Consider the following 18,485-nt stretch of genomic DNA (forward strand, 5'->3'; position numbering starts at 1 on the left):
TCGTCACCCTGGAGACGCAACGGGGCCGGTCCTCCCCGTGCGGGAGGACCGGCCCTGTCGTCGTCGGCGGAACCCGGGAACCTACTGGTTCTGGTTCTCGCCCCGGTAGAACTCGAAGACCCAGCCGAAGAGGCCGATCAGGATGATCGGGATCGACCAGAACAGCAGCCACCAGCCGAAGATCACTCCGAGGAACGCCAGCGAGCCGCCGATCGCCAGGGAGAGCGGCTGCCAGCTGTGCGGGGCGAAGAAGCCCAGCTCGCCGGCGTCGTCCGCCACCTCGGCCTCGGGGTTGTCACCCGCGCCGCTGTCCACCCGGCGGGCGGTGAAGGCGAGGTAGTACCCGATGAAGGCGCAGAGCGCGAAGGCGAGGAACAGCGCCGTGGTGCCGGCCGCCTCGATCCCGTGCTCCGAGTGGTTGGTCCACAGGCCGTAGGTGACGGCCATCGCGAGGACGAAGACCGCCAGCCCGAGGAAGATCTTTCCCTGTTCCTTCATCAGACGTCGCCCTCCTTCTTGCCCTTGTCCAGCTTCGGGGCGTCGTACTTCGCCGGGGTCACGCCGGCGAGGTGCTTGGCCGGCTCACCGTGGTTCTCCAGGTAGTCCAGCGCGGCGATCTCCGGGTGGTGGAGGTCGAAGGCCGGGGATTCGGAGCGGATCCGGGGCAGGGTGAGGAAGTTGTGCCGCGGCGGCGGGCAGGAGGTCGCCCACTCCAGCGAGCGGCCGTAGCCCCACGGGTCGTCGACCTCGACCTTCTCGCCGTACTTGGCCGTCTTCCACACGTTGTAGAGGAACGGCAGCATCGAGGCGCCGAGCACGAACGAGCCGATGGTCGAGACGGTGTTCAGCGTGGTGAAGCCGTCCGAGGCCAGGTAGTCGGCGTAGCGGCGGGGCATGCCCTCCGCGCCGAGCCAGTGCTGCACCAGGAAGGTGGTGTGGAAGCCGAAGAACAGCGTCCAGAAGGTGATCTTGCCGAGGCGCTCGTCCAGCATCTTGCCGGTCATCTTCGGCCACCAGAAGTGGAAGCCGGCGAACATCGCGAAGACGACGGTGCCGAAGACCACGTAGTGGAAGTGGGCGACGACGAAGTACGAGTCCGAGACGTGGAAGTCGATCGGCGGGGAGGCCAGCAGCACACCGGTCAGACCACCGAAGAGGAAGGTGACCAGGAAGCCGACCGTCCAGAGCATCGGCGTCTCGAAGCTCAGCGAGCCCTTCCACATGGTGCCGACCCAGTTGAAGAACTTCACACCGGTCGGGACCGCGATCAGGAAGGTCATGAAGGAGAAGAACGGCAGCAGCACCTGCCCGGTGACGTACATGTGGTGCGCCCACACCGTCACCGACAGACCGGCGATCGCGATGGTGGCCGCGATCAGGCCGGAGTAGCCGAACATCGGCTTGCGGCTGAAGACCGGGATGATCTCCGACACGATGCCGAAGAACGGCAGCGCGATGATGTACACCTCGGGGTGGCCGAAGAACCAGAACAGGTGTTGCCACAGCATCGCCCCGCCGTTGGCGGGATCGAATACGTGGGCCCCGAATTTACGGTCCGCCTCCAGGGCGAACAGCGCGGCGGCCAGGACCGGGAAGGCCAGCAGGACCAGCACGGCGGTCAGCAGGACGTTCCAGACGAAGATCGACATCCGGAACATCGTCATGCCGGGGGCGCGCATGCAGATGATCGTGGTGATGAAGTTGACCGCACCGAGGATCGTGCCGAAGCCGGAGAAGGCCAGACCCATGATCCACATGTCGGCGCCGACGCCCGGCGAACGGACCGCGTCCGACAGCGGGGAGTAGGCGAACCAGCCGAAGTTGGCCGCGCCGTTCGGGGTCAGGAAGCCCGCCACCGCGATGGTCGAGCCGAAGAGGTACAGCCAGTACGCGAACATGTTCAGACGCGGGAACGCCACATCCGGGGCGCCGATCTGGAGCGGCATGATCCAGTTCGCGAAGCCGGCGAACAGCGGCGTCGCGAACATCAGCAGCATGATCGTGCCGTGCATCGTGAACGCCTGGTTGAACTGCTCGTTCGACAGGATCTGGGTCCCGGGACGAGCCAGCTCGGCGCGCATGACCAGCGCGAGGATGCCGCCGATCAGGAAGAAGGCGAACGACGTGCCCAGGTACAGGGTGCCGATCGTCTTGTGGTCGGTGGTGGTCAGCCACTTGATGATGGTCGAACCCGGCTTGCGGGTCCGCTGCGCCCCGACCGTGACGGCCCCGGCGCCCCCGCCGGCCGCGGCGGGCTCGTTGAGGATGGTCACTTCTCTTCACTTCCCATGGTCGTGATGCCGGAGGGCAACGCGCCGGTCTGGCCCTTGGCCCGGAGGTCCGCCAGGTGCTTGTCGTAGTCGGCGCGGTCGACGACCTTGACGTTGAACAGCATGCGCGAGTGGTCGACGCCACAGAGCTCCGCGCACTTGCCCATGTACTCGCCCTTGACGGTGGGGGTGACCTCGAACCTGTTCACCACGCCCGGCACGACGTCCATCTTCATCATGAAGTTGACGGGCCAGAAGTCGTGGATGACGTCACGCGAGGTCAGCCGGAACTGCACCGACTCGTTGACCGGCAGCCAGAGCGTCGGAACGTCCCTGGGCGTACCGACGTCGTACGCGGCGTCCTTGTTGGCCGGGTCGGGGTTCTCGGTGTTCTCGTAGTTGAACGCCCAGCTCCACTGGAAGCCGACCACGTTGACCGTGTGCTGCGGCTTCTCGGAGACGGCGATCAGCTTCGACTCGTCGCGGGCGACGAAGTAGAAGAGCACCGACACGATGATGATGGGGACCGCGGTGTAGAGCGCCTCGATGGGCACGTTGTACCGGGTCTGCGGGGGGACCTCCACGCCGGTGCGGCTGCGCCGGTGGAAGATCACGCTCCAGATGATCAGACCCCACATCAGTACGCCGACCACCAGCGCCGCGATCCAGGAGCCCTGCCACATCTGGAGGACCATCGGCCCTTCCTTGGTGACGGGGCTCGGGAGGCCAAGCCTGGGGAGGTCGTTGGCCGAGCAGCCGGTGGCGGTCGCGATGACGAGGCCCAGTGCCAGCGCCTGAGGCAGCTTCCGCCGCATCGTGCGCCGCGGCGAGCGGTCGGAGCCGTTGGGACTCACGTAGCGCCTTCCCGAAGTCTCGCCCGCCTTCGCGTCGCCCCGCGGAGGATTGTGAGCCTCCCCGGCGACCCGTCCACGGGCACGGTTTGAATGCTTATGCGGGCCAAACCCTACTCCAGCCTTATGCGCTCCTGACGGGCAGCCCCCGGTAACGCGCCGCCCGGTCGCCCGATCAGGCCCGGCAGGGGCTGCGTCGCAGGTCATCGTAGGCATTCGAGGTCCTTACGCCCGATCGGGGGATGACCTCGAACTACGCGGGTGACGGTCCGTCGGACGCGGACGAAGCGGACATTCGGGGTGATCGACTGACGGCCGGTAAGCGATGTCGTCGGACCGGAACGGCTCCGGGTGTGTCGTTAAATGTGACCGTGTACTTCGACGCGGCCTCGACGGCCCCTCTGCACCCCGTCGCACGGCAGGCGCTGACCGCCGCCCTGGACGAGGGCTGGGCCGATCCGGCCCGGCTGTACCGCTCCGGCCGGCAGGCCCGGATGCTGCTGGACGCCGCCCGCGAGACGGTGGCCGAGGCCCTGGGCGCCCGGGCGGACGAGATCTCCTTCACCGCGAGCGGGACGCAGGCGGTGCAACTCGGCATGCTGGGCGCGCTGGCCGGCCACCGGCGGCGCGGCGGCCACCTGGTGCACTCGGCGGTCGAGCACTCCAGCGTGCTGCACGTCGCCGAGCGTCAGGAGGCGGGCGGGGGCACCGTCTCGGTGGCGCCGGTGGACCGCGCTGGACGGGTCGACCCGGACGTGTTCGCCGCGCTGCTGCGCGCGGACACCGCGCTGGCCGTCCTGCAGAGCGCCAACCACGAGGTGGGGACGGTCCAGCCGGTCGGCGAGGTCGCCGGACACTGCCGCGAGGCCGGTGTCCCGCTGCTGGTCGACGCCGCGCAGAGCGTCGGGCGGATGGACGTCCCGGCGGGCTGGTCGCTGCTGACCGCCAGCGCGCACAAGTGGGGCGGGCCGCCCGGCGTCGGGGTGCTGGCGGTGCGCAAGGGCGTCCGGTACGCCTCGCCGCTGCCGGCCGACGAACGCGAGGGCGGGCGGGTGCCCGGCTACGTCAACGTCCCGGCGATCGTCGCCGCGGCCGCCTCGCTGCGGGCCGTCCGGGCCGAGGCCGCGCGGGAGAACGCCCGGCTCCACGCGCTGGTGGAGCGCATCCGGGCCCGGGTGCCGCAGCTGGTGCCCGAGGTGGAGGTGGTCGGCGACCCGGTGCGGCGGCTGCCGCACATCGTCACCTTCTCCTGCCTGTACGTGGACGGCGAGGTGCTGCTCACCGAACTGGACCGGGCGGGCTTCGCGGTCTCCTCCGGCTCCTCCTGCACCTCCTCCACCCTGACGCCGAGCCATGTGCTGGCCGCGATGGGGGTGCTCACCGAGGGGAACGTCCGGGTCTCGCTGCCGCCCGGGACGGCCGAGGCCGACGTCGAACGCTTCCTCACCGTGCTGCCGGAGCTGGTCGCTGGCGTCCGGGCGCCGCTCGGGCTGGACCTGCCGGCCCCGGAGCCGGAGCCGGCGGCCGGGCCCCTGCTGGTGATCGACGCGCTGGGCAAGCGCTGCCCGCTGCCGGTGATCGAGCTGGCGAAGCGGATCGGCGAGGTGCCGGAGGGCGGCACGGTCGCCGTGCTCGCGGACGACGAGGCGGCCCGGCTGGACATCCCGGCCTGGTGCGGGATGCGCGGTCAGGAGTACGCGGGCGAGGCCCCGGCCGCCGACTACGGCGGCGACCGGGGCTCGGCCTACCTCGTCGTCCGGCGGACTACTTGACCAGGTGCGCGCGGACGTCCGCGGCGGCCTCGGCGCCGTAGGCGTCCTCGAAGCGCTTCAGGAAGGCGGTCGGGCGCAGCTCGTACTCCTGGGTGCCGACGGTCTCGATCACCAGGGTGGCGAGCATGCAGCCGAGCTGGGCGGCGCGCTCCAGGTCGAGCTGCCAGGACAGGCCGGTCAGGAAGCCGGCCCGGAAGGCGTCGCCGACGCCGGTCGGGTCGACCTTCGCCTCCTCGGCGGCGCAGCCGACCAGGATCGCCGCCTCGCCCTTGCGCTCGATCCGCACGCCCTTGCTGCCCAGGGTGGTGATCCGGGTGCCGACCCGGGTGAGGATCTCCTCGGCGTCCCAGCCGGTCTTGCTCTCGATCAGTGCGGCCTCGTACTCGTTGGTGAAGAGGTACGCGGCGCCGTCGACGATGTCGCGGATGTCGTCGCCGTCCAGGCGGGCCAGCTGCTGGGAGGGGTCGGCGGCGAAGGCGAAGCCCCGGGTGCGGCACTCCTGGGTGTGGCGCACCATGCCCTGCGGGTCGTCGGCACCGATCAGGACGAGGTCGAGGCCGCCGACGCGGTCGGCGATCGGCTTGAGCTCGATGTTGCGGGCCTCCGCCATGGCACCGGTGTAGAACGAGGCGATCTGGTTGTGGTCCTCGTCCGTGGTGCACATGAAGCGGGCGGTGTGCCGGGTCTCGGAGATGTGGACGGAGTTGCAGTCCACGTTGTTGCGCTCCAGCCAGCTGCGGTACTCGGCGAAGTCCGCGCCGGCCGCGCCGACCAGGATCGGGCGGAGCCCGAGCACGCCCATGCCGAACGCGATGTTCGGCGCGACTCCGCCGCGGCGGATGTCCAGGGTGTCGACCAGGAAGGACAGCGACACGGTGTGCAGCTGCTCGGCGACGAGCTGGTCGGCGAACCGACCGGGGAACGTCATCAGGTGGTCGGTGGCGATCGAGCCGGCGACGGCGATACGCACGGGAGGTCTCCTCAGGATGGCTGCGGGGCCAACGGGCAAGCACGGGTGAACCCACACACGGTACCGGGCTCGGGGCGGGCGGCAGCAAGACCGCCGCAATCCGCCGGCCCGCAGTGCCATCGTGGCACCCGTCACCGTCGAACGTGTACTACCTCCGGGTAGCACTGGTGGGTGGGCCGAACCCCGGCCTAGGGTCGGCAGCAGGGGCCCCGCCGAGCCGGGCGGGCCCCGTCGTCGACCGTGGCAGTGCGGCCACGGCCATGGATCGGAGCGATGCCCGATGATGCCCAGCCACGCCCCGCTGTCCGCCCTCCGGACCGAAGCCGACGGCGAGAGCCTCGACGCGCTGGTGAGTTCGTCCCGGCGGCTGCGCCGGTTCTGGCCGCTGCTGGCGACCGGTCCCGAGCCGGCCGCGCCCGCCCGGGAGGGGTTCCGGGTGCCGTCCGACGCGCAGCGGCTGGTCGCCGGGATGGCCGAGTACGACATGTGACCCGGCGCCCGCCCCGGCCCGGGGCGGGTGGAACCGGATCCGACCGGGTCACGTCACATCCGCGCGGAGCGGCCGAGCGGGCGGCACCGCTGAGCCCTCGGGAGGATGTGCAGATGGACCTGGAGACGATGCCCCGGCGCGGTCGGCGGGCGGTGGCCCTGGCGGGCCTGGCGCTGGCGGCGGTGGTGACGGTGGCCGGGTGCAACGGGGACGGCAAGACCTCCTCGGACGCGGCGGCGGGCGGCGTGGCCACGACCTCGGCGGGCGCGAGCGCCTCCCCGGAGGCCCCGGCGTCCTCCGGCGCCCCGTCCGCGCCGGCTCCGACGGCTCCGACGGGGAGCCCGTCGGCCACCACGGACCAGCCCGGCCAGACACCGCCGACCAAGTGGGCCCCCACCCCGGCCTCGCCCGCCCCTGGGCAGCCGTCGACGGCCGGCTCCGGGGGCACTCCCCCGGGCCCCGGGATCGCGGTGGGCGAGCCCGACCCGGCCGGGTCGGGGGCGCGCCCGGCGGTCTCCTACCGGGTGGACGGCAGCAACGGGCTGACCGTCTACTTCTTCGGCGGGGTCTGCCAGAAGTACGCGCTGAAGGCGGACGAGTCGCACCCCGGCCGGGTGGACGTCAGGATCGTGGTGGCGGCGCCGGTGCAGCCCGGGCAGGTCTGCAACGCGCTGGCCAAGCGGCAGTCGGTGACCGCCGATCTGCGCTCGCCACTGGCCGGGCGGACGGTGACCGACCAGTCGAGCGGCCAGAACGTGCCGCTGGAGGCCGATCCGCACATGGGGCCGGACCCGGTCACTCCGGACGTCGCCGGCCAGTAGCCGCGACGACCCAGTAGCCGCGACAACGGTGTGGAACGCGGAGGCGGCCCCGGGGATGATCCCCGGGGCCGCCTCCGTACCGCGGCTCGAACGAGCGTCGAGCGGTGCTGCTCAGGCCTAGCTGAACGAGTCGCCGCAGGCGCAGGAGCCGGTGGCGTTCGGGTTGTCGATCGTGAAGCCCTGCTTCTCGATGGTGTCGACGAAGTCGACGGTGGCGCCGCCCAGGTACGGGGCGCTCATCCGGTCGGTGACGACCTTGACACCGTCGAAGTCCTTGAGCACGTCGCCGTCGAGCGAGCGCTCGTCGAAGAACAGCTGGTAACGCAGGCCGGAGCAGCCACCGGGCTGGACGGCGACGCGAAGTGCGAGGTCGTCGCGGCCCTCCTGCTCCAGCAGGCCCTTGACCTTGGCCGCGGCGGCATCGGTAAGGAGGATGCCACTCTCGACGGTGGTCTCGTCCTGGACGGTCATCTGCTTTCTCCCGGTCTTTGACGACGGTTTGCCCACAGTGCCAACCAACGGCCGTCCGGATTCATTTCCCGAACGGCGATTGTCTTCGTCGGCTTGCTGGTGGCGGAATTTCCGTGGGCCGGGTGTGCCACCCGTGTCCCCTACGCTCCCCATGCTCGCACAACCCGGGAGGGCGGGTCACCGCCCGAGCCGCGGAATCCGGGGAACCGGCCCCGAGCCGGGCCGGCGGACGCCAGGATGGTGGCCATGATCCTGCGCCAGGTCAGGGACACCGCCGCCGACGCGGAGGCCGTCCAGGAGCTCTCCCTCGCCGCGTTCGCCGATCCGGCCCTGCCCGGTCCGGCGGCCGTGCCGACCCCGCTGCAGCTGGCCCGGACGAGACATCTGGCGCGCACCGATCCGGCGGGCTGCTGGCTTGCGGAGAGCGGCGGGGAGCCGGTCGGCGCGGTGCTGTCGATGCGCCGGGAGGGCCTGTGGGCGCCGTCCCTGTTCGCGGTTCGGCCGCAGGCGCAGGGCAAGGGCGTCGGGCGGCTGCTGCTGGAACGGGCGGCGGCGCACTCGCGGGGCTGCCTGCGCGGGATGGTCTGCGCGTCGGCGTCCCCGGCGGCGGTCCGCCGCTACCGGCTGGCCGGGTTCACCCTGCACCCGGCGATGCGGCTGACCGGGCGGGTGGACCGGGCCGGGCTGCTCGACCCGGGGGACATCCCGGTGCACCGGGGCGGCGCCGTCCACCGGCACCTGCTGGACTCGGTGGACCGGCGGCTGCGCGGGTCCGCGCACGGCCCGGACCACGAGCTGATGCTGGGCCACTTCGAGGAACTGCTGATCGCCGACGCGCTGGCCGGCAGCGGCTACTGCTACCGGGACGGCGGCGAGGTGAAGCTGCTGGCGGCCACCACCAAGCGGATCGCCGCCCGGCTGCTGCGCGAGGCGCTGGCCCGGGTGCCGGACGGGGTCGAGGCGCGGGTGGAGTTCCTGACCGCCGAGCAGGAGTGGGCGCTGGACGTCGGCCTGGAGGTGGGGCTGACCCCGCAGAGCCGGGGCTTCGTCGGGCTGCGCGGGATGCGGCCGCCGGCGCCGTACCTGCCGAGCGGCGCCTTCCTGTGAACAACGGGACGACGGGACGACGGGACGATCGGACGACGGGACGACGTGGCCCCCGCCGGCTGCCTGCTCCGACGGGGGCCACGGGTCACCGGGGGCCGATCAGGCCATGGTGTCCAGGATCTCCCGGACCATGTCCATCGTCGTGCCCGGGTGCAGGAAGGCGAAGCGGGCGACCGTCTCGCCGTCCCAGCCGGTGGGGGTGACGAAGCCGATCTGGTCCGCGAGCAGCTGCTGCGACCAGCGGTAGTAGTCCTCGTTGGTCCAGCCCTTGCGCTTGAAGCAGACGGCCGAGAGCTGCGGGTCGAACAGCAGCTCCAGGTGGTCGGTGTCGCGGATGAGCTGGGCGGTGTCCCGGGCGAGCGTGAGGCCGGCCTCGATGGCGTCGGTGTAGGCCTGGGTGCCGTGGACGGCGAGGGAGAACCACAGCGGCAGGCCGCGGGCGCGCCGGGTGAGGTGGTAGGCGTAGTCGGTGGGGTTCCACTCGTCGCCCTCGGTGTGCAGGACGTCGAGGTAGGAGGCGTCCTGGGTGTGCACGGCCCGGGCGAGCTGCGGGTTGCGGTAGATCAGCGCGGCGCAGTCGAAGGGGGCGAACAGCCACTTGTGCGGGTCGACGACGAAGGAGTCGGCGTGCTCGATGCCGTTGTAGCGCTCGCGCACCGAGGGGGCGAACAGGCCCGCGCCGCCGTAGGCGCCGTCGACGTGGAACCACAGGTCCCGCTCGCGGGCGACCTCGGCCAGGCCCTTGAGGTCGTCGACGATGCCCTCGTTGGTCGTCCCGGCCGTGCCCACGACCGCGATGACGGTCTCCGGGTTCGGGTCGGCGGCCAGCGCGGCGCGCAGCGCCTCGCCGGTGAACCGGCGGTTCACGGTGGGGACCTTGAAGGCCTCGACGCCGATGATGTTGAAGGTGTTCTTGACCGAGGAGTGGACCTGGTCGGCGACGGCGATCCGCAGCCGCGCCTCCGGCCCGACGCCCAGCTTGCGGCGGGCGGTGTCGCGGGCGACGACGAGGGCGGAGAGGTTGCCCGCGGAGCCGCCGGAGACGAAGGTGCCGCCGGCCGAGGCGGGCAGGCCGGCACGGTCGGCGATCAGGCGCAGCACCTGGTTCTCGGCGGCGATCGCGCCGGCCGCCTCCAGCCAGGAGATGCCTTGCAGGGACGCGCAGGAGACCACCATGTCGAAGAGCAGCGCGGCCTTGGTCGGGGCGCACGGGATGAACGACAGGTAGCGCGGGCTGTCGGCGGAGATCACCGCGCGGGACAGCTCGTGGTCGTAGAGCTTGAGCACGTCGGCGGGGGCGTTGCCGTCCGCGTTCAGCAGACCGGCCAGCTGGGCGCGCAGGTGCTCGCCGTCACCGGGGTGGTCGAGCGGGACGGGGTCGTACTGCAGCCGGTCCCGCATGTAGTCGAAAACCAGGTCGACCAGTTCGTTGTCGGGCCGGTGCATGCGGTCGGGGGCTGCGGACACGGCTGTCCCTCTCGGCTGTGGGGTGTCGGGGGATGCCCGGTCGGCGGGGCGGTTCACCGCGTGGACCGGACGTGATCAGCGTAGGCAGCGGGAGGGGTTCGCCGCGCGTCGGAACCCGGCTGGTCAGGCAGCTTTCGGGCGTCTTCGGGCCGGTCCGCGCAGGATTCCTGCGCACCGGCCGGAGGGGGCCGGACGGGGCGCGCCTCAACCGATGAGCTGGGAGAGGACGACCGAGGAGCGGCTGCGCTGGACGCCGGGCTCGCGGCGGATGCGCTCGATGACGGCCTCCAGGTGGCGCATGTCGGCGGCGCGCAGGTGGACCAGGGCGTCCGGGTCGCCGGTGACCGTCCAGGCGGCGATCACCTCGGGGAACTGGCGCAGGCTGGCGAGGATCTCCTCGGGGGCGGTCCGCTCGCGGCAGTAGACCTCGACGAAGGCCTCGGTCTGCCAGCCGAGCACCGACGGGTCGAGCACCACGGTGAAGCCCCGCACCACGCCGCGCGCCCGCAGCCGGTCGATCCGGCGGCGCACGGCGGTGGCCGAGAGGTTGACCTGGAGGCCGATCTCGGCGTACGAGGCGCGGCCGTCGCGGCCGAGCCGGGCGAGCAGGAGCCGGTCGGTCTCGTCCAGGTCGGCCCCGACCACCTCGTGCGCTCGGCTGCTGGTCATCGGTGCGGGGCTCCACGGGTCGTACGGGTCGGTTGCGGCCTCGGGCGGCGGCCCTCGGACGGAGGGCGGTAGGGGCGGCTGCCGAAACGGTTCGCCAACCATTCTGGCGGATGTCAGGAGCGAGTTCACCGCTCGCAGATGACGGCCGGTGGTCCGCCGCCGGTCGGCAGCCGGTCCGCCGTCAGTCGGCCAGCAGGACGATCTTGCCCCGGGTGCGGCCCTCGGCGCTGAGCGCCTGGGCGGAGGCCGCCTGGGCGAGCGGGAAGGTGGAGGCGACGGTGACGGTCAGCCGGCCGTCGTCGGCCAGCGCGGCCAGTTCGGCGAGGTCCGCGGCGTCCGGGCGGACCCAGACGTAGTGGCCGCCGAGGGCCTTCACCCCGAAGTCGGTGATCGAGGCGATCCGGCTCTGGTCCGCCACCAGGCTCGCCGAGAGCGGGACGGCGCCGTGGCCGACCAGGTCGAGGGCAGCGTCGACCCCGCCCGGGGCGAGCGCCCGGACCCGGTCGGCCAGGCCCTCGCCGTAGAGCACCGGCTCGGCGCCGAGGCCGCGCAGGTAGTCGTGGTTGCGCTCGCCCGCGGTGCCGATCACCCGGGCGCCGAGGGCCCGGGCGATCTGGACGGCCAGGTGCCCGACCCCGCCGGCCGCGGCGTGCACCAGCAGGGTCTCCCCCGCCCGCAGCCGCAGCGCCTTGAGGCTCTGCAGCGCGGTGAGCCCGGCCAGCGGCAGGCCGCCGGCCTGGGCCCAGTCCAGTGCGGCCGGCTTGCGGGCGAGGGTGCGGACCGGGGCGGAGACGAGTTCGGCGTAGGTGCCGTGTTCGACGGTGTCCTTGCGGACGTAGCCGTAGACCTCGTCGCCGGGCGCGAACTCGGTGACGCCGCCGCCGACGGCGCGGACCACGCCGGCCAGGTCCCAGCCCATGACGAGCGGGAAGTGCGCGTCCAGCAGGCCGTCCAGGGCGCCGTCCCGGATCTTCCAGTCCACCGGGTTCACCCCGGCCGCCCGCATCTGCACCAGGACCGAGTCCGGGCCGACCTTGGGGTCGGGCAGGTCGGTGTACTCGACGACTTCGGGGCCGCCGTAGCGGTTGATCGCGATTGCCTTCATGGCCTCAGCCATACCCGGGCCCGGCCGGATATCGATTCGGCCACGCGAGGACCACCCCAAAACGGTCATCCGGCTCCGCCGGGGGTCCGATTCGGCGAGCGGTTCTCGTCACATCGACAGGATGGCCATCGTCACTCTGACGCTAACCGGTTATCATAGATAGCGTCAGATAGACGAAAAGGCTTCAGGCTTGATCGGCCGCACAGAAGGGCACCCGCCCGTGACCACCACCATCACCGAGACCCACGGCGTCGACCCCACTCCGACGCCGCTCGCTCTGCTGCTGCTCGGCCGCGAGGCCGACCCGAACAGCGAGCGCGGCGTCGAGTGCCCCGGCGACCTCCCCCCGGCCTCCGACCCGAACCTCGTCGAGCGCGCCCGCGCCGCCAAGGCCGCGCTCGGTGACCGGGTCTTCATCCTCGGACACCACTACCAGCGCGACGAGGTGATCGAGTTCGCCGACGTCACCGGCGACTCCTTCAAGCTCGCGCGCGACGCCGCGGCCCGCCCGGAGGCCGAGTACATCGTCTTCTGCGGCGTGCACTTCATGGCCGAGTCCGCCGACATCCTGACCGGCGACGCCCAGCAGGTCGTCCTCCCGGACCTCGCGGCCGGCTGCTCGATGGCCGACATGGCCACCGCCGAGCAGGTCGCCGAGTGCTGGGACGTGCTGACCGACGCCGGCATAGCCGACGTCACCGTCCCGGTCTCGTACATGAACTCCTCCGCCGACATCAAGGCCTTCACCGGCAAGCACGGCGGCACCATCTGCACCTCCTCCAACGCCGAGCGCGCCCTGGAGTGGGCCTTCGAGCAGGGCCAGAAGGTGCTGTTCCTGCCCGACCAGCACCTCGGCCGCAACACCGCGGTGCGCGATCTGGGCCTCTCGCTGGACGACTGCGTCCTGTACAACCCGCACAAGCCGAACGGCGGCCTGACCGCCGAGCAGCTGCGGGACGCCAAGATGATCCTGTGGCGCGGCCACTGCTCGGTGCACGGCCGGTTCAGCGTGGACTCGGTGAACGACGTGCGCGCGCGGATCCCCGGCGTCACCGTGCTGGTGCACCCCGAGTGCAAGCACGAGGTCGTCTCGGCCGCCGACATGGTGGGCTCGACCGAGTACATCATCAAGGCGCTGGACGCCGCCGAGCCCGGCTCCAAGTGGGCCATCGGCACCGAGCTGAACCTGGTCCGCCGCCTGGCCAAGGCCCACCCGGACAAGGAGATCGTCTTCCTGGACCGGACGGTCTGCTTCTGCTCCACCATGAACCGGATCGACCTGCCGCACCTCGTCTGGGCGCTGGAGTCGCTGGTCGAGGGCCGGGTGCCGAACGTGATCACCGTCGACCCGGAGACCGAGAAGTACGCCAAGGCGGCGCTGGACCGGATGCTGGCCCTGCCGTAGCCGGCCCGGCCCGACCCGGCCGCCGGAACACGACGACACGACGAAGGGCGGGTCCCCTCCCACCGGAGGGGACCCGCCCTTTCGTCTGGCACCGGCCACGGCGGCTACTCGGGGTAGCCCGGGATCACACCCTCGCCGTCGGCCATCAACAGCTCGCGGACCTCGTCGATCGTCGCCTCGGCGCTCGGCAGGATCAGCTCGGACGGCGCCAGTGAATCCAGCGGCACCGGGGTGCCGAACTGCTTCACCGCGTCCAGCAGTTTGCCGTAGGCGCGACGGAAGTGCTCCTCGTCCCCCGACTCCACTGCGGTGACGAGCTCGGAGTCGAGCTCGTTGAGCAGGTTCAGGTGGTCATCGCCCACCTCGTACTGCCCCTCACCCATGACCCTCATGATCATGCCGTGCGTCTCCCTGGTTCGTGGGATGGAGCTCAGATCACTTGTTGTAGTTGATGCGCGGGGTGTCCTGCTGGGGGTGGGCCTGCGGCTGCTGCGGCTTGCCCTGCTCGATCGCGGCCGGACCGGAGGACGGGCCCCCCAGCTCGGCCTTCATCCGGGCCAGCTCCAGCTCGACGTCGGTGCCGCCGGCCACCCGCTCCAGCTCGGCCTCGATGTCGTCCTTGCGGCCGAGACCGCTCGCGTCATCGAGCGCACCGGACGCCAGCAGCTCGTCGATCGCACCGGCCCGGGCCTGCATCTGGGCCGTCTTGTCCTCGGCCCGCTGAATGGCCAGGCCGACGTCGCCCATCTCCTCCGAGATCCCGGAGAAGGACTCGGCGATGCGGGTCTGCGCCTGAGCGGCGGTGTACGTGGCCTTGATGGTCTCCTTCTTGGTGCGGAAGGCGTCCACCTTGGCCTGCAGCCGCTGGGAGGCGAGCGTGAGCTTCTCCTCCTCGCCCTGGAGGGCCTGGTACTGCGTCTCCAGGTCGGTGATCTGGGACTGCATGTTGGCCCGGCGGGTCAGCGCCTCGCGCGCGAGGTCCTCACGGCCCAGGGACAGCGCCTTGCGGCCCTGGTCCTCGTACTTCGCCGACTGCTGCTGGAGCTGGGTCAGCTGGAGTTCCAGGCGCTTGCGCGAGGTCGCGACGTCCGCGACGCCACGCCGTACCTTCTGCAGCAGTTCGAGCTGCTTCTGGTAGGAGTAGTCGAGCGTCTCTCGGGGATCCTCCGCCCGATCCAAGGCCTTGTTCGCCTTGGAGCGGAAGATCAACCCCATACGCTTCATGATTCCGTCGCTCATGGGCCTCGGGTGCCCCCTTCTCCGGCCTGCGGTCTCTATCTCGATACCAGACACGACGAGTGTATGTGCAGCGAGCCCGTCGCCGCAGTGCACCTGCCTGCTACAAGACTGCTACAGCGACCAGCGGAGTTCCTCCTCCCCCGGGTGGATCCGCCTCTCATCCCCTCCATAGTCCATCCGATTGATCCCCTACGGGAAGGGGCCGGGAAACCCCGGCGGGCGGCCGACCTCGCGGATCGATACGCGTTTGGGTCCGAGGGGACCCCGAGAAGCCGCCCGGCACCCCGTACGCTGGTGGTGTGTTCCGACGCCGTTCAGATGATGCAGCCGCCTCCGCCACCGTGCTGGAGAAGCCGGACGAGACCCGCCACCCCCAGGCCAAGAAGGGCCGGCCAACGCCCAAGCGCAGCGAGGCCGAGGCCAACCGGCGTACCCGGGTGACGGTGCCCAAGGACCGCAAGGAGGCCGCCCGCCAGGCCCGCGAGCGGATGCGCTCCGAGCGAGAGAAGCAGCGCACCGCGCTGATGGAGGGCGACGAGCGCCACCTGCCGGCCCGCGACAAGGGCCCGGTGCGCAAGTTCGCCCGCGACTACGTGGACGCCCGCTGGTCGCTCGCCGAGTTCTTCCTGCCCGCCGCCGTGGTCATCCTGGTGCTGAGCATCATCAAGGTGCCCGCCATCCAGCTGCTGTCCACGCTGCTGTTCCTGCTGTTCTTCGTGCTGGTGATCCTGGACTTCGTCCGCCTCGGCTTCGGTCTGCGCAAGCAGTTCGCCGAGCGCTTCGCCGGCCAGAACACCCGCGGCGCGGTCGCCTACGGCCTGATGCGCATCCTGCAGATGCGCCGGCTGCGACTGCCCAAGCCGCAGGTGCGGCGCGGGGAGAAGCCCTGACCGCCGAACCGGTGGACTCCGGCTGGGCCCCGCCTTCCTGGGAGGGGCCCGGCCTGTACGCGTTGCCGGGGCAGGGGGACGGCGGCCACGACCGGATCGGCCAGGAGCGCCGGCTGCCCTCGCGCAGCGGCTCCTTCGCCGGCGGTACCGGCGCCTGGCTGGACCGGCTCGGCGGACTGCGCAACTTCGTCCGCCAGGAGCTGGTCTCCCGGCAGCTCGCCGAGCAACTGGCCGGCCGCACCGCGCAGCGCGTCCTCGACATCGGCTGCGGCCAGGGCACCCAGGCGCTGCGCCTGGCCCGGGCCGGCCACTACGTCACCGGCATCGACTCCGACCCGGTCGCGCTCGGCGTCGCCCAGGGGGCGCTCGCCGAGGAACCGCCGGAGGTCGCCGGCCGGCTGCAACTGCTCAGCGGCGACGCCCACCAGTGCGGGCGCTGGTTCGGCCCGCGCAGCTTCGACGTGGTGCTCTGCCACGGCGTCCTGATGTACCTGCCCGCCCCCGACCCGATGATCGCCTCGCTGGCCCGGCTGCTGGCCCCGGGCGGGCTGCTCTCGCTGCTGGTCCGCAACCGCGACGCGCTCGCCCTGCGGCCCGCCGCCGCCGGGGACTGGCGGGCCGCCCTGCACGCCTTCGAGAGCGACCGGTACTACAACCGGCTCGGGCTGGCCGCCCGCGCCGACCGCCTCGCCGACCTCACCGTCACCCTCTCCGAGGTGTCGGTGCCGCTGAAGCACTGGTACGGCGTACGGGTCTTCACCGACAACGCGCCCGACGACGCGGCCCCGCCGGTGGACGGGCGGCAGCTGGCCCAGCTGCTGGAGGCCGAGGACCGGGCCGGCCGCACCGACCCGTACCGGCAGGTCGCCGCGCTGCTGCACGTGGTCGGGGCCAAGTAGCGGCCCCGCGACGGCGGTTACGCCTCGTGCAGGCTCATCGAGTAGATCACCCGGTCGTCGTCCAGCAGGACCGCCGTGTCGATGCCGTCCTCGGCGAGCTGCTTCCAGGACTCCCCGATCCAGGTCTCGGCGTCCCCCTGGCCCGCGAACTCCTCCTGCGCGCCCTCCGGCACCACCGCGGTGCCGTCCGACTTCTCGTACCGCCACGTCCAGACCATGCCCGGCTCCTCCCACCGACGACGCTGCCTGCGTGCTGCGCACCTTAGCCTGCCCGGCCCGATCTTCCGTATGCCTGGCCGGACGCTCCGGATGCCCGGTCGGGCAGGATGGGCGGCATGGCGATCCACCACCCGCTCCCCCGCACACTGCTGCTCGGCGGCGCCCGCTCCGGCAAGTCCACCCGGGCCGAGCAGCTGCTCGCCGACCACCCGGACGTCCTGTACGTGGCCACCGGCGGCACCCGGGACGGCGACGCCGAGTGGGCCCAGCGGGTCGCGCTGCACCGCGAGCGGCGGCCGGCGAGCTGGCGCACCGCCGAGACCTGCGACCTGGAGGCCGTGCTGGCCGACCGGACCGACCCGGCGCCGGTGCTGGTCGACTGCCTGGCGCTGTGGCTGACCGCCGTGATGGACGAGTGCGGCGCCTGGGACGACGCGGTCTGGGCGGCGGGCGGGGAGGCCGCCGTCCAGCGGCGCTGCGAGGCCCTGGCGCGGGCCTGGGCGGCCACCGGGCGCACGGCCGTCGCGGTCAGCAACGAGGTCGGGATGGGCGTCGTCCCGGCGACCGCCGCAGGCCGGCGCTTCCGCGACACCCTGGGCCGGCTGAACATGGCCGTGGCGGACGCCTCCGAGCGTGTGCTGCTGGTCGTGGCCGGGCAGGTTCTGACCGTCAAGCCAGCCGCCGCCTGAACATCTGCGGCGTGTAGCCTTCCGGACGATGGACACGACCGTGGATCTCGATACGTTCTCCTCGCTCGTCGAGCGCCCCGACGAGAGCGCCCGACGGGCCGCCGAGGAACGCTGGCAGGAGGCCGGCCGGCCGCGCGGCGGGCTCGGCAAGCTGGAGGAACTGGGCAGCTGGCTGTCGTCCGTACAGGGGCGATCCCCCGTGCGGCCGGTGTCGGCCCCCAAGGTGCTGCTGTTCGCCGCCGACCACGGCGTGGCCGCGCTCGGGGTGTCCCGGCTGCCCGCCAAGGGCGGCACCGCCGCGCGGGTGCGAGCCGTCCTGGACGGCACCGCGCCGGTCACCCGGCTGGCCCGGCGCTACGGCGCCGAGGTGCGGGTCGTCGACGTCGCGGTGGACGCCGACCCCGCCGACTTCCCGGACGACGTGGTCACCCACCGGATCCGGCGCGGCTCCGGCCGGATCGACGTCGAGGACGCGCTCACCCCCGCGGAGACCGCGCGGGCCTTCCGGGCCGGCATGGCCGTCGCCGACGAGGAGGCCGACGCCGGCACCGACCTGGTGCTGCTCGGCGACCTCGGCGTCGGCGCCACCACCGTCGCCGCCGTCCTGGTCGGCGCGCTGTGCGGAACGGACGCGGCCGCCGTCACCGGGCGCGGCTCGGGCGTCGACGACCGGGTCTGGATGGTCAAGTGCGCCACCATCCGCGACTCCCTGCGGCGGGCCCGGCCCGTCCTAGGCGACCAGCTGGCGCTGCTCGGCGCCACCGGCGGGGCCGACTTCGCGGCGATCACCGGCTTCCTGCTCCAGGCCGCGGTGCGACGGCTCCCGGTGGTGCTGGACGGCGTCGTCTCGGCGGCCTGCGCGCTGGTCGCACAGCGGATCGCCTTCCGGGCGCCGGAGTGGTGGCGGGCCGGGCAGTCCAGCGGCGAGCCCGCCCAGGCCAAGGCCTACGACCGGCTCACCCTGACGCCGCTGCAGGACCAGGGGATCACCATGGGCGAGGGCCTCGGCGCGCTGCTGGCCCTGCCGCTGCTCCAGGCCGCGGGCGACGCGCTCGCGGACGAGGCCCCGCGGCCGTTCGTGCCATCGGCACCGAAGGAGCAGCCGAAGCTGCCCTCGGCGGCGGACCTGCTGCGGCGGCTGTAGCAACCCG

19 protein-coding genes and 1 pseudogene are annotated in these 18,485 nt (G+C 72.2%); 9 read left to right on the top strand and 11 right to left on the bottom strand.

Features of this window, described 5'->3' with window-relative positions; all coding sequences use genetic code 11:
* Positions 1 to 81: 81 nt before the first annotated feature.
* The 3 genes from ACFV61_RS04595 to coxB are packed head-to-tail and all read right to left on the bottom strand — an operon-like array spanning position 82 to position 3,124.
* Positions 82 to 498, bottom strand: coding sequence for a cytochrome c oxidase subunit 4 (locus tag ACFV61_RS04595; protein ID WP_063347290.1), 417 nt, complete (start codon positions 496 to 498; stop codon positions 82 to 84).
* Complete coding sequence (gene ctaD / locus ACFV61_RS04600; protein ID WP_063347291.1) at positions 498 to 2,273, bottom strand: cytochrome c oxidase subunit I; 1,776 nt, start codon at positions 2,271 to 2,273, stop codon at positions 498 to 500. The genes ACFV61_RS04595 and ctaD overlap by 1 nt, the downstream gene beginning before the upstream one ends.
* Complete coding sequence (coxB, locus tag ACFV61_RS04605) at positions 2,270 to 3,124, bottom strand: cytochrome c oxidase subunit II (protein ID WP_063347292.1); 855 nt, start codon at positions 3,122 to 3,124, stop codon at positions 2,270 to 2,272. The genes ctaD and coxB overlap by 4 nt, the downstream gene beginning before the upstream one ends.
* A gap of 368 nt (positions 3,125 to 3,492) precedes the next feature.
* On the opposite strand from coxB, the gene ACFV61_RS04610 reads away from it, so the two are divergent.
* On the top strand, positions 3,493 to 4,893 hold the full coding sequence (locus ACFV61_RS04610) for a cysteine desulfurase/sulfurtransferase TusA family protein (protein ID WP_063351057.1): 1,401 nt from the start codon (positions 3,493 to 3,495) through the stop codon (positions 4,891 to 4,893).
* Here the strand turns inward: ACFV61_RS04610 and ACFV61_RS04615 are convergent.
* Entirely contained in the window at positions 4,886 to 5,863 is a 978-nt protein-coding gene (locus tag ACFV61_RS04615; RefSeq protein ID WP_063347293.1) for a carbohydrate kinase family protein, read from the bottom strand. The two genes, ACFV61_RS04610 and ACFV61_RS04615, sit on opposite strands and share 8 nt — an antisense overlap.
* A gap of 283 nt (positions 5,864 to 6,146) precedes the next feature.
* Between ACFV61_RS04615 and ACFV61_RS04620 the strand changes: the two genes are divergently transcribed.
* Both ACFV61_RS04620 and ACFV61_RS04625 read left to right on the top strand, forming a co-directional pair.
* Entirely contained in the window at positions 6,147 to 6,353 is a 207-nt protein-coding gene (locus ACFV61_RS04620) for a hypothetical protein (protein WP_380490119.1), read from the top strand.
* A gap of 113 nt (positions 6,354 to 6,466) precedes the next feature.
* A complete protein-coding gene (locus tag ACFV61_RS04625) occupies positions 6,467 to 7,174 on the top strand; it encodes a hypothetical protein (protein WP_380490120.1) in 708 nt (235 codons plus the stop codon).
* A 117-nt stretch (positions 7,175 to 7,291) separates the two neighbouring features.
* Here ACFV61_RS04625 and erpA read toward each other — a convergent pair whose 3' ends face one another.
* Entirely contained in the window at positions 7,292 to 7,645 is a 354-nt protein-coding gene (gene erpA, locus ACFV61_RS04630; protein ID WP_030391519.1) for an iron-sulfur cluster insertion protein ErpA, read from the bottom strand.
* 246 nt (positions 7,646 to 7,891) lie between these two features.
* Here erpA and ACFV61_RS04635 point away from each other — a divergent pair, with 246 nt between their 5' ends.
* A complete protein-coding gene (locus ACFV61_RS04635) occupies positions 7,892 to 8,752 on the top strand; it encodes a GNAT family N-acetyltransferase (RefSeq protein ID WP_063347296.1) in 861 nt (286 codons plus the stop codon).
* A 99-nt stretch (positions 8,753 to 8,851) separates the two neighbouring features.
* Here ACFV61_RS04635 and ACFV61_RS04640 read toward each other — a convergent pair whose 3' ends face one another.
* The 3 genes from ACFV61_RS04640 to ACFV61_RS04650 all read right to left on the bottom strand — a co-directional run bounded on the left by ACFV61_RS04640 (position 8,852) and on the right by ACFV61_RS04650 (position 11,993).
* Positions 8,852 to 10,219, bottom strand: coding sequence for a pyridoxal-dependent decarboxylase (locus ACFV61_RS04640; protein WP_244293334.1), 1,368 nt, complete (start codon positions 10,217 to 10,219; stop codon positions 8,852 to 8,854).
* A 204-nt stretch (positions 10,220 to 10,423) separates the two neighbouring features.
* On the bottom strand, positions 10,424 to 10,888 hold the full coding sequence (locus ACFV61_RS04645; RefSeq protein WP_063347298.1) for an Lrp/AsnC family transcriptional regulator: 465 nt from the start codon (positions 10,886 to 10,888) through the stop codon (positions 10,424 to 10,426).
* 181 nt (positions 10,889 to 11,069) lie between these two features.
* Positions 11,070 to 11,993 carry an NADP-dependent oxidoreductase gene (locus tag ACFV61_RS04650; RefSeq protein WP_363372070.1) on the bottom strand — a complete coding sequence of 308 codons (924 nt, stop codon included), beginning with the start codon at positions 11,991 to 11,993 and terminating at the stop codon, positions 11,070 to 11,072.
* A gap of 232 nt (positions 11,994 to 12,225) precedes the next feature.
* On the opposite strand from ACFV61_RS04650, the gene nadA reads away from it, so the two are divergent.
* Positions 12,226 to 13,398 carry a quinolinate synthase NadA gene (gene nadA, locus ACFV61_RS04655; RefSeq protein WP_063351058.1) on the top strand — a complete coding sequence of 391 codons (1,173 nt, stop codon included), beginning with the start codon at positions 12,226 to 12,228 and terminating at the stop codon, positions 13,396 to 13,398.
* Positions 13,399 to 13,502: 104 nt separating this feature from the next.
* On the opposite strand, the gene ACFV61_RS04660 is transcribed toward nadA, so the two are convergent.
* Together ACFV61_RS04660 and ACFV61_RS04665 are read right to left on the bottom strand one after the other, a co-directional pair.
* Positions 13,503 to 13,796 (bottom strand): hypothetical protein, encoded by a 294-nt coding sequence (locus ACFV61_RS04660; protein WP_063347300.1) that lies wholly within the window; start codon positions 13,794 to 13,796, stop codon positions 13,503 to 13,505.
* 37 nt (positions 13,797 to 13,833) lie between these two features.
* A complete protein-coding gene (locus tag ACFV61_RS04665; RefSeq protein ID WP_079135541.1) occupies positions 13,834 to 14,637 on the bottom strand; it encodes a PspA/IM30 family protein in 804 nt (267 codons plus the stop codon).
* 299 nt (positions 14,638 to 14,936) lie between these two features.
* On the opposite strand from ACFV61_RS04665, the gene ACFV61_RS04670 reads away from it, so the two are divergent.
* Positions 14,937 to 15,527 carry a DUF3043 domain-containing protein gene (locus ACFV61_RS04670; RefSeq protein WP_063347302.1) on the top strand — a complete coding sequence of 197 codons (591 nt, stop codon included), beginning with the start codon at positions 14,937 to 14,939 and terminating at the stop codon, positions 15,525 to 15,527.
* Between the two features lie 158 nt (positions 15,528 to 15,685).
* On the top strand, positions 15,686 to 16,426 hold the full coding sequence (locus tag ACFV61_RS04675; RefSeq protein ID WP_107453016.1) for a class I SAM-dependent methyltransferase: 741 nt from the start codon (positions 15,686 to 15,688) through the stop codon (positions 16,424 to 16,426).
* Between the two features lie 17 nt (positions 16,427 to 16,443).
* Here ACFV61_RS04675 and ACFV61_RS04680 read toward each other — a convergent pair whose 3' ends face one another.
* The gene (locus ACFV61_RS04680; protein ID WP_063347303.1) at positions 16,444 to 16,644 is read right to left on the bottom strand and encodes a hypothetical protein; all 201 of its coding nucleotides are present in this window, start codon (positions 16,642 to 16,644) and stop codon (positions 16,444 to 16,446) included.
* 87 nt (positions 16,645 to 16,731) lie between these two features.
* Here ACFV61_RS04680 and cobU point away from each other — a divergent pair.
* Together cobU and ACFV61_RS04690 are read left to right on the top strand one after the other, a co-directional pair.
* Positions 16,732 to 17,334, top strand: a pseudogene (gene cobU, locus ACFV61_RS04685) (bifunctional adenosylcobinamide kinase/adenosylcobinamide-phosphate guanylyltransferase); the annotation flags it as partial.
* Positions 17,335 to 17,362: 28 nt separating this feature from the next.
* Entirely contained in the window at positions 17,363 to 18,478 is a 1,116-nt protein-coding gene (locus tag ACFV61_RS04690; RefSeq protein ID WP_380336562.1) for a nicotinate-nucleotide--dimethylbenzimidazole phosphoribosyltransferase, read from the top strand.
* Positions 18,479 to 18,485 lie beyond the last annotated feature (7 nt).

The organism is Kitasatospora sp. NPDC059817 (assembly GCF_042731835.1).
Taxonomy (GTDB): Bacteria; Actinomycetota; Actinomycetes; order Streptomycetales; family Streptomycetaceae; genus Kitasatospora.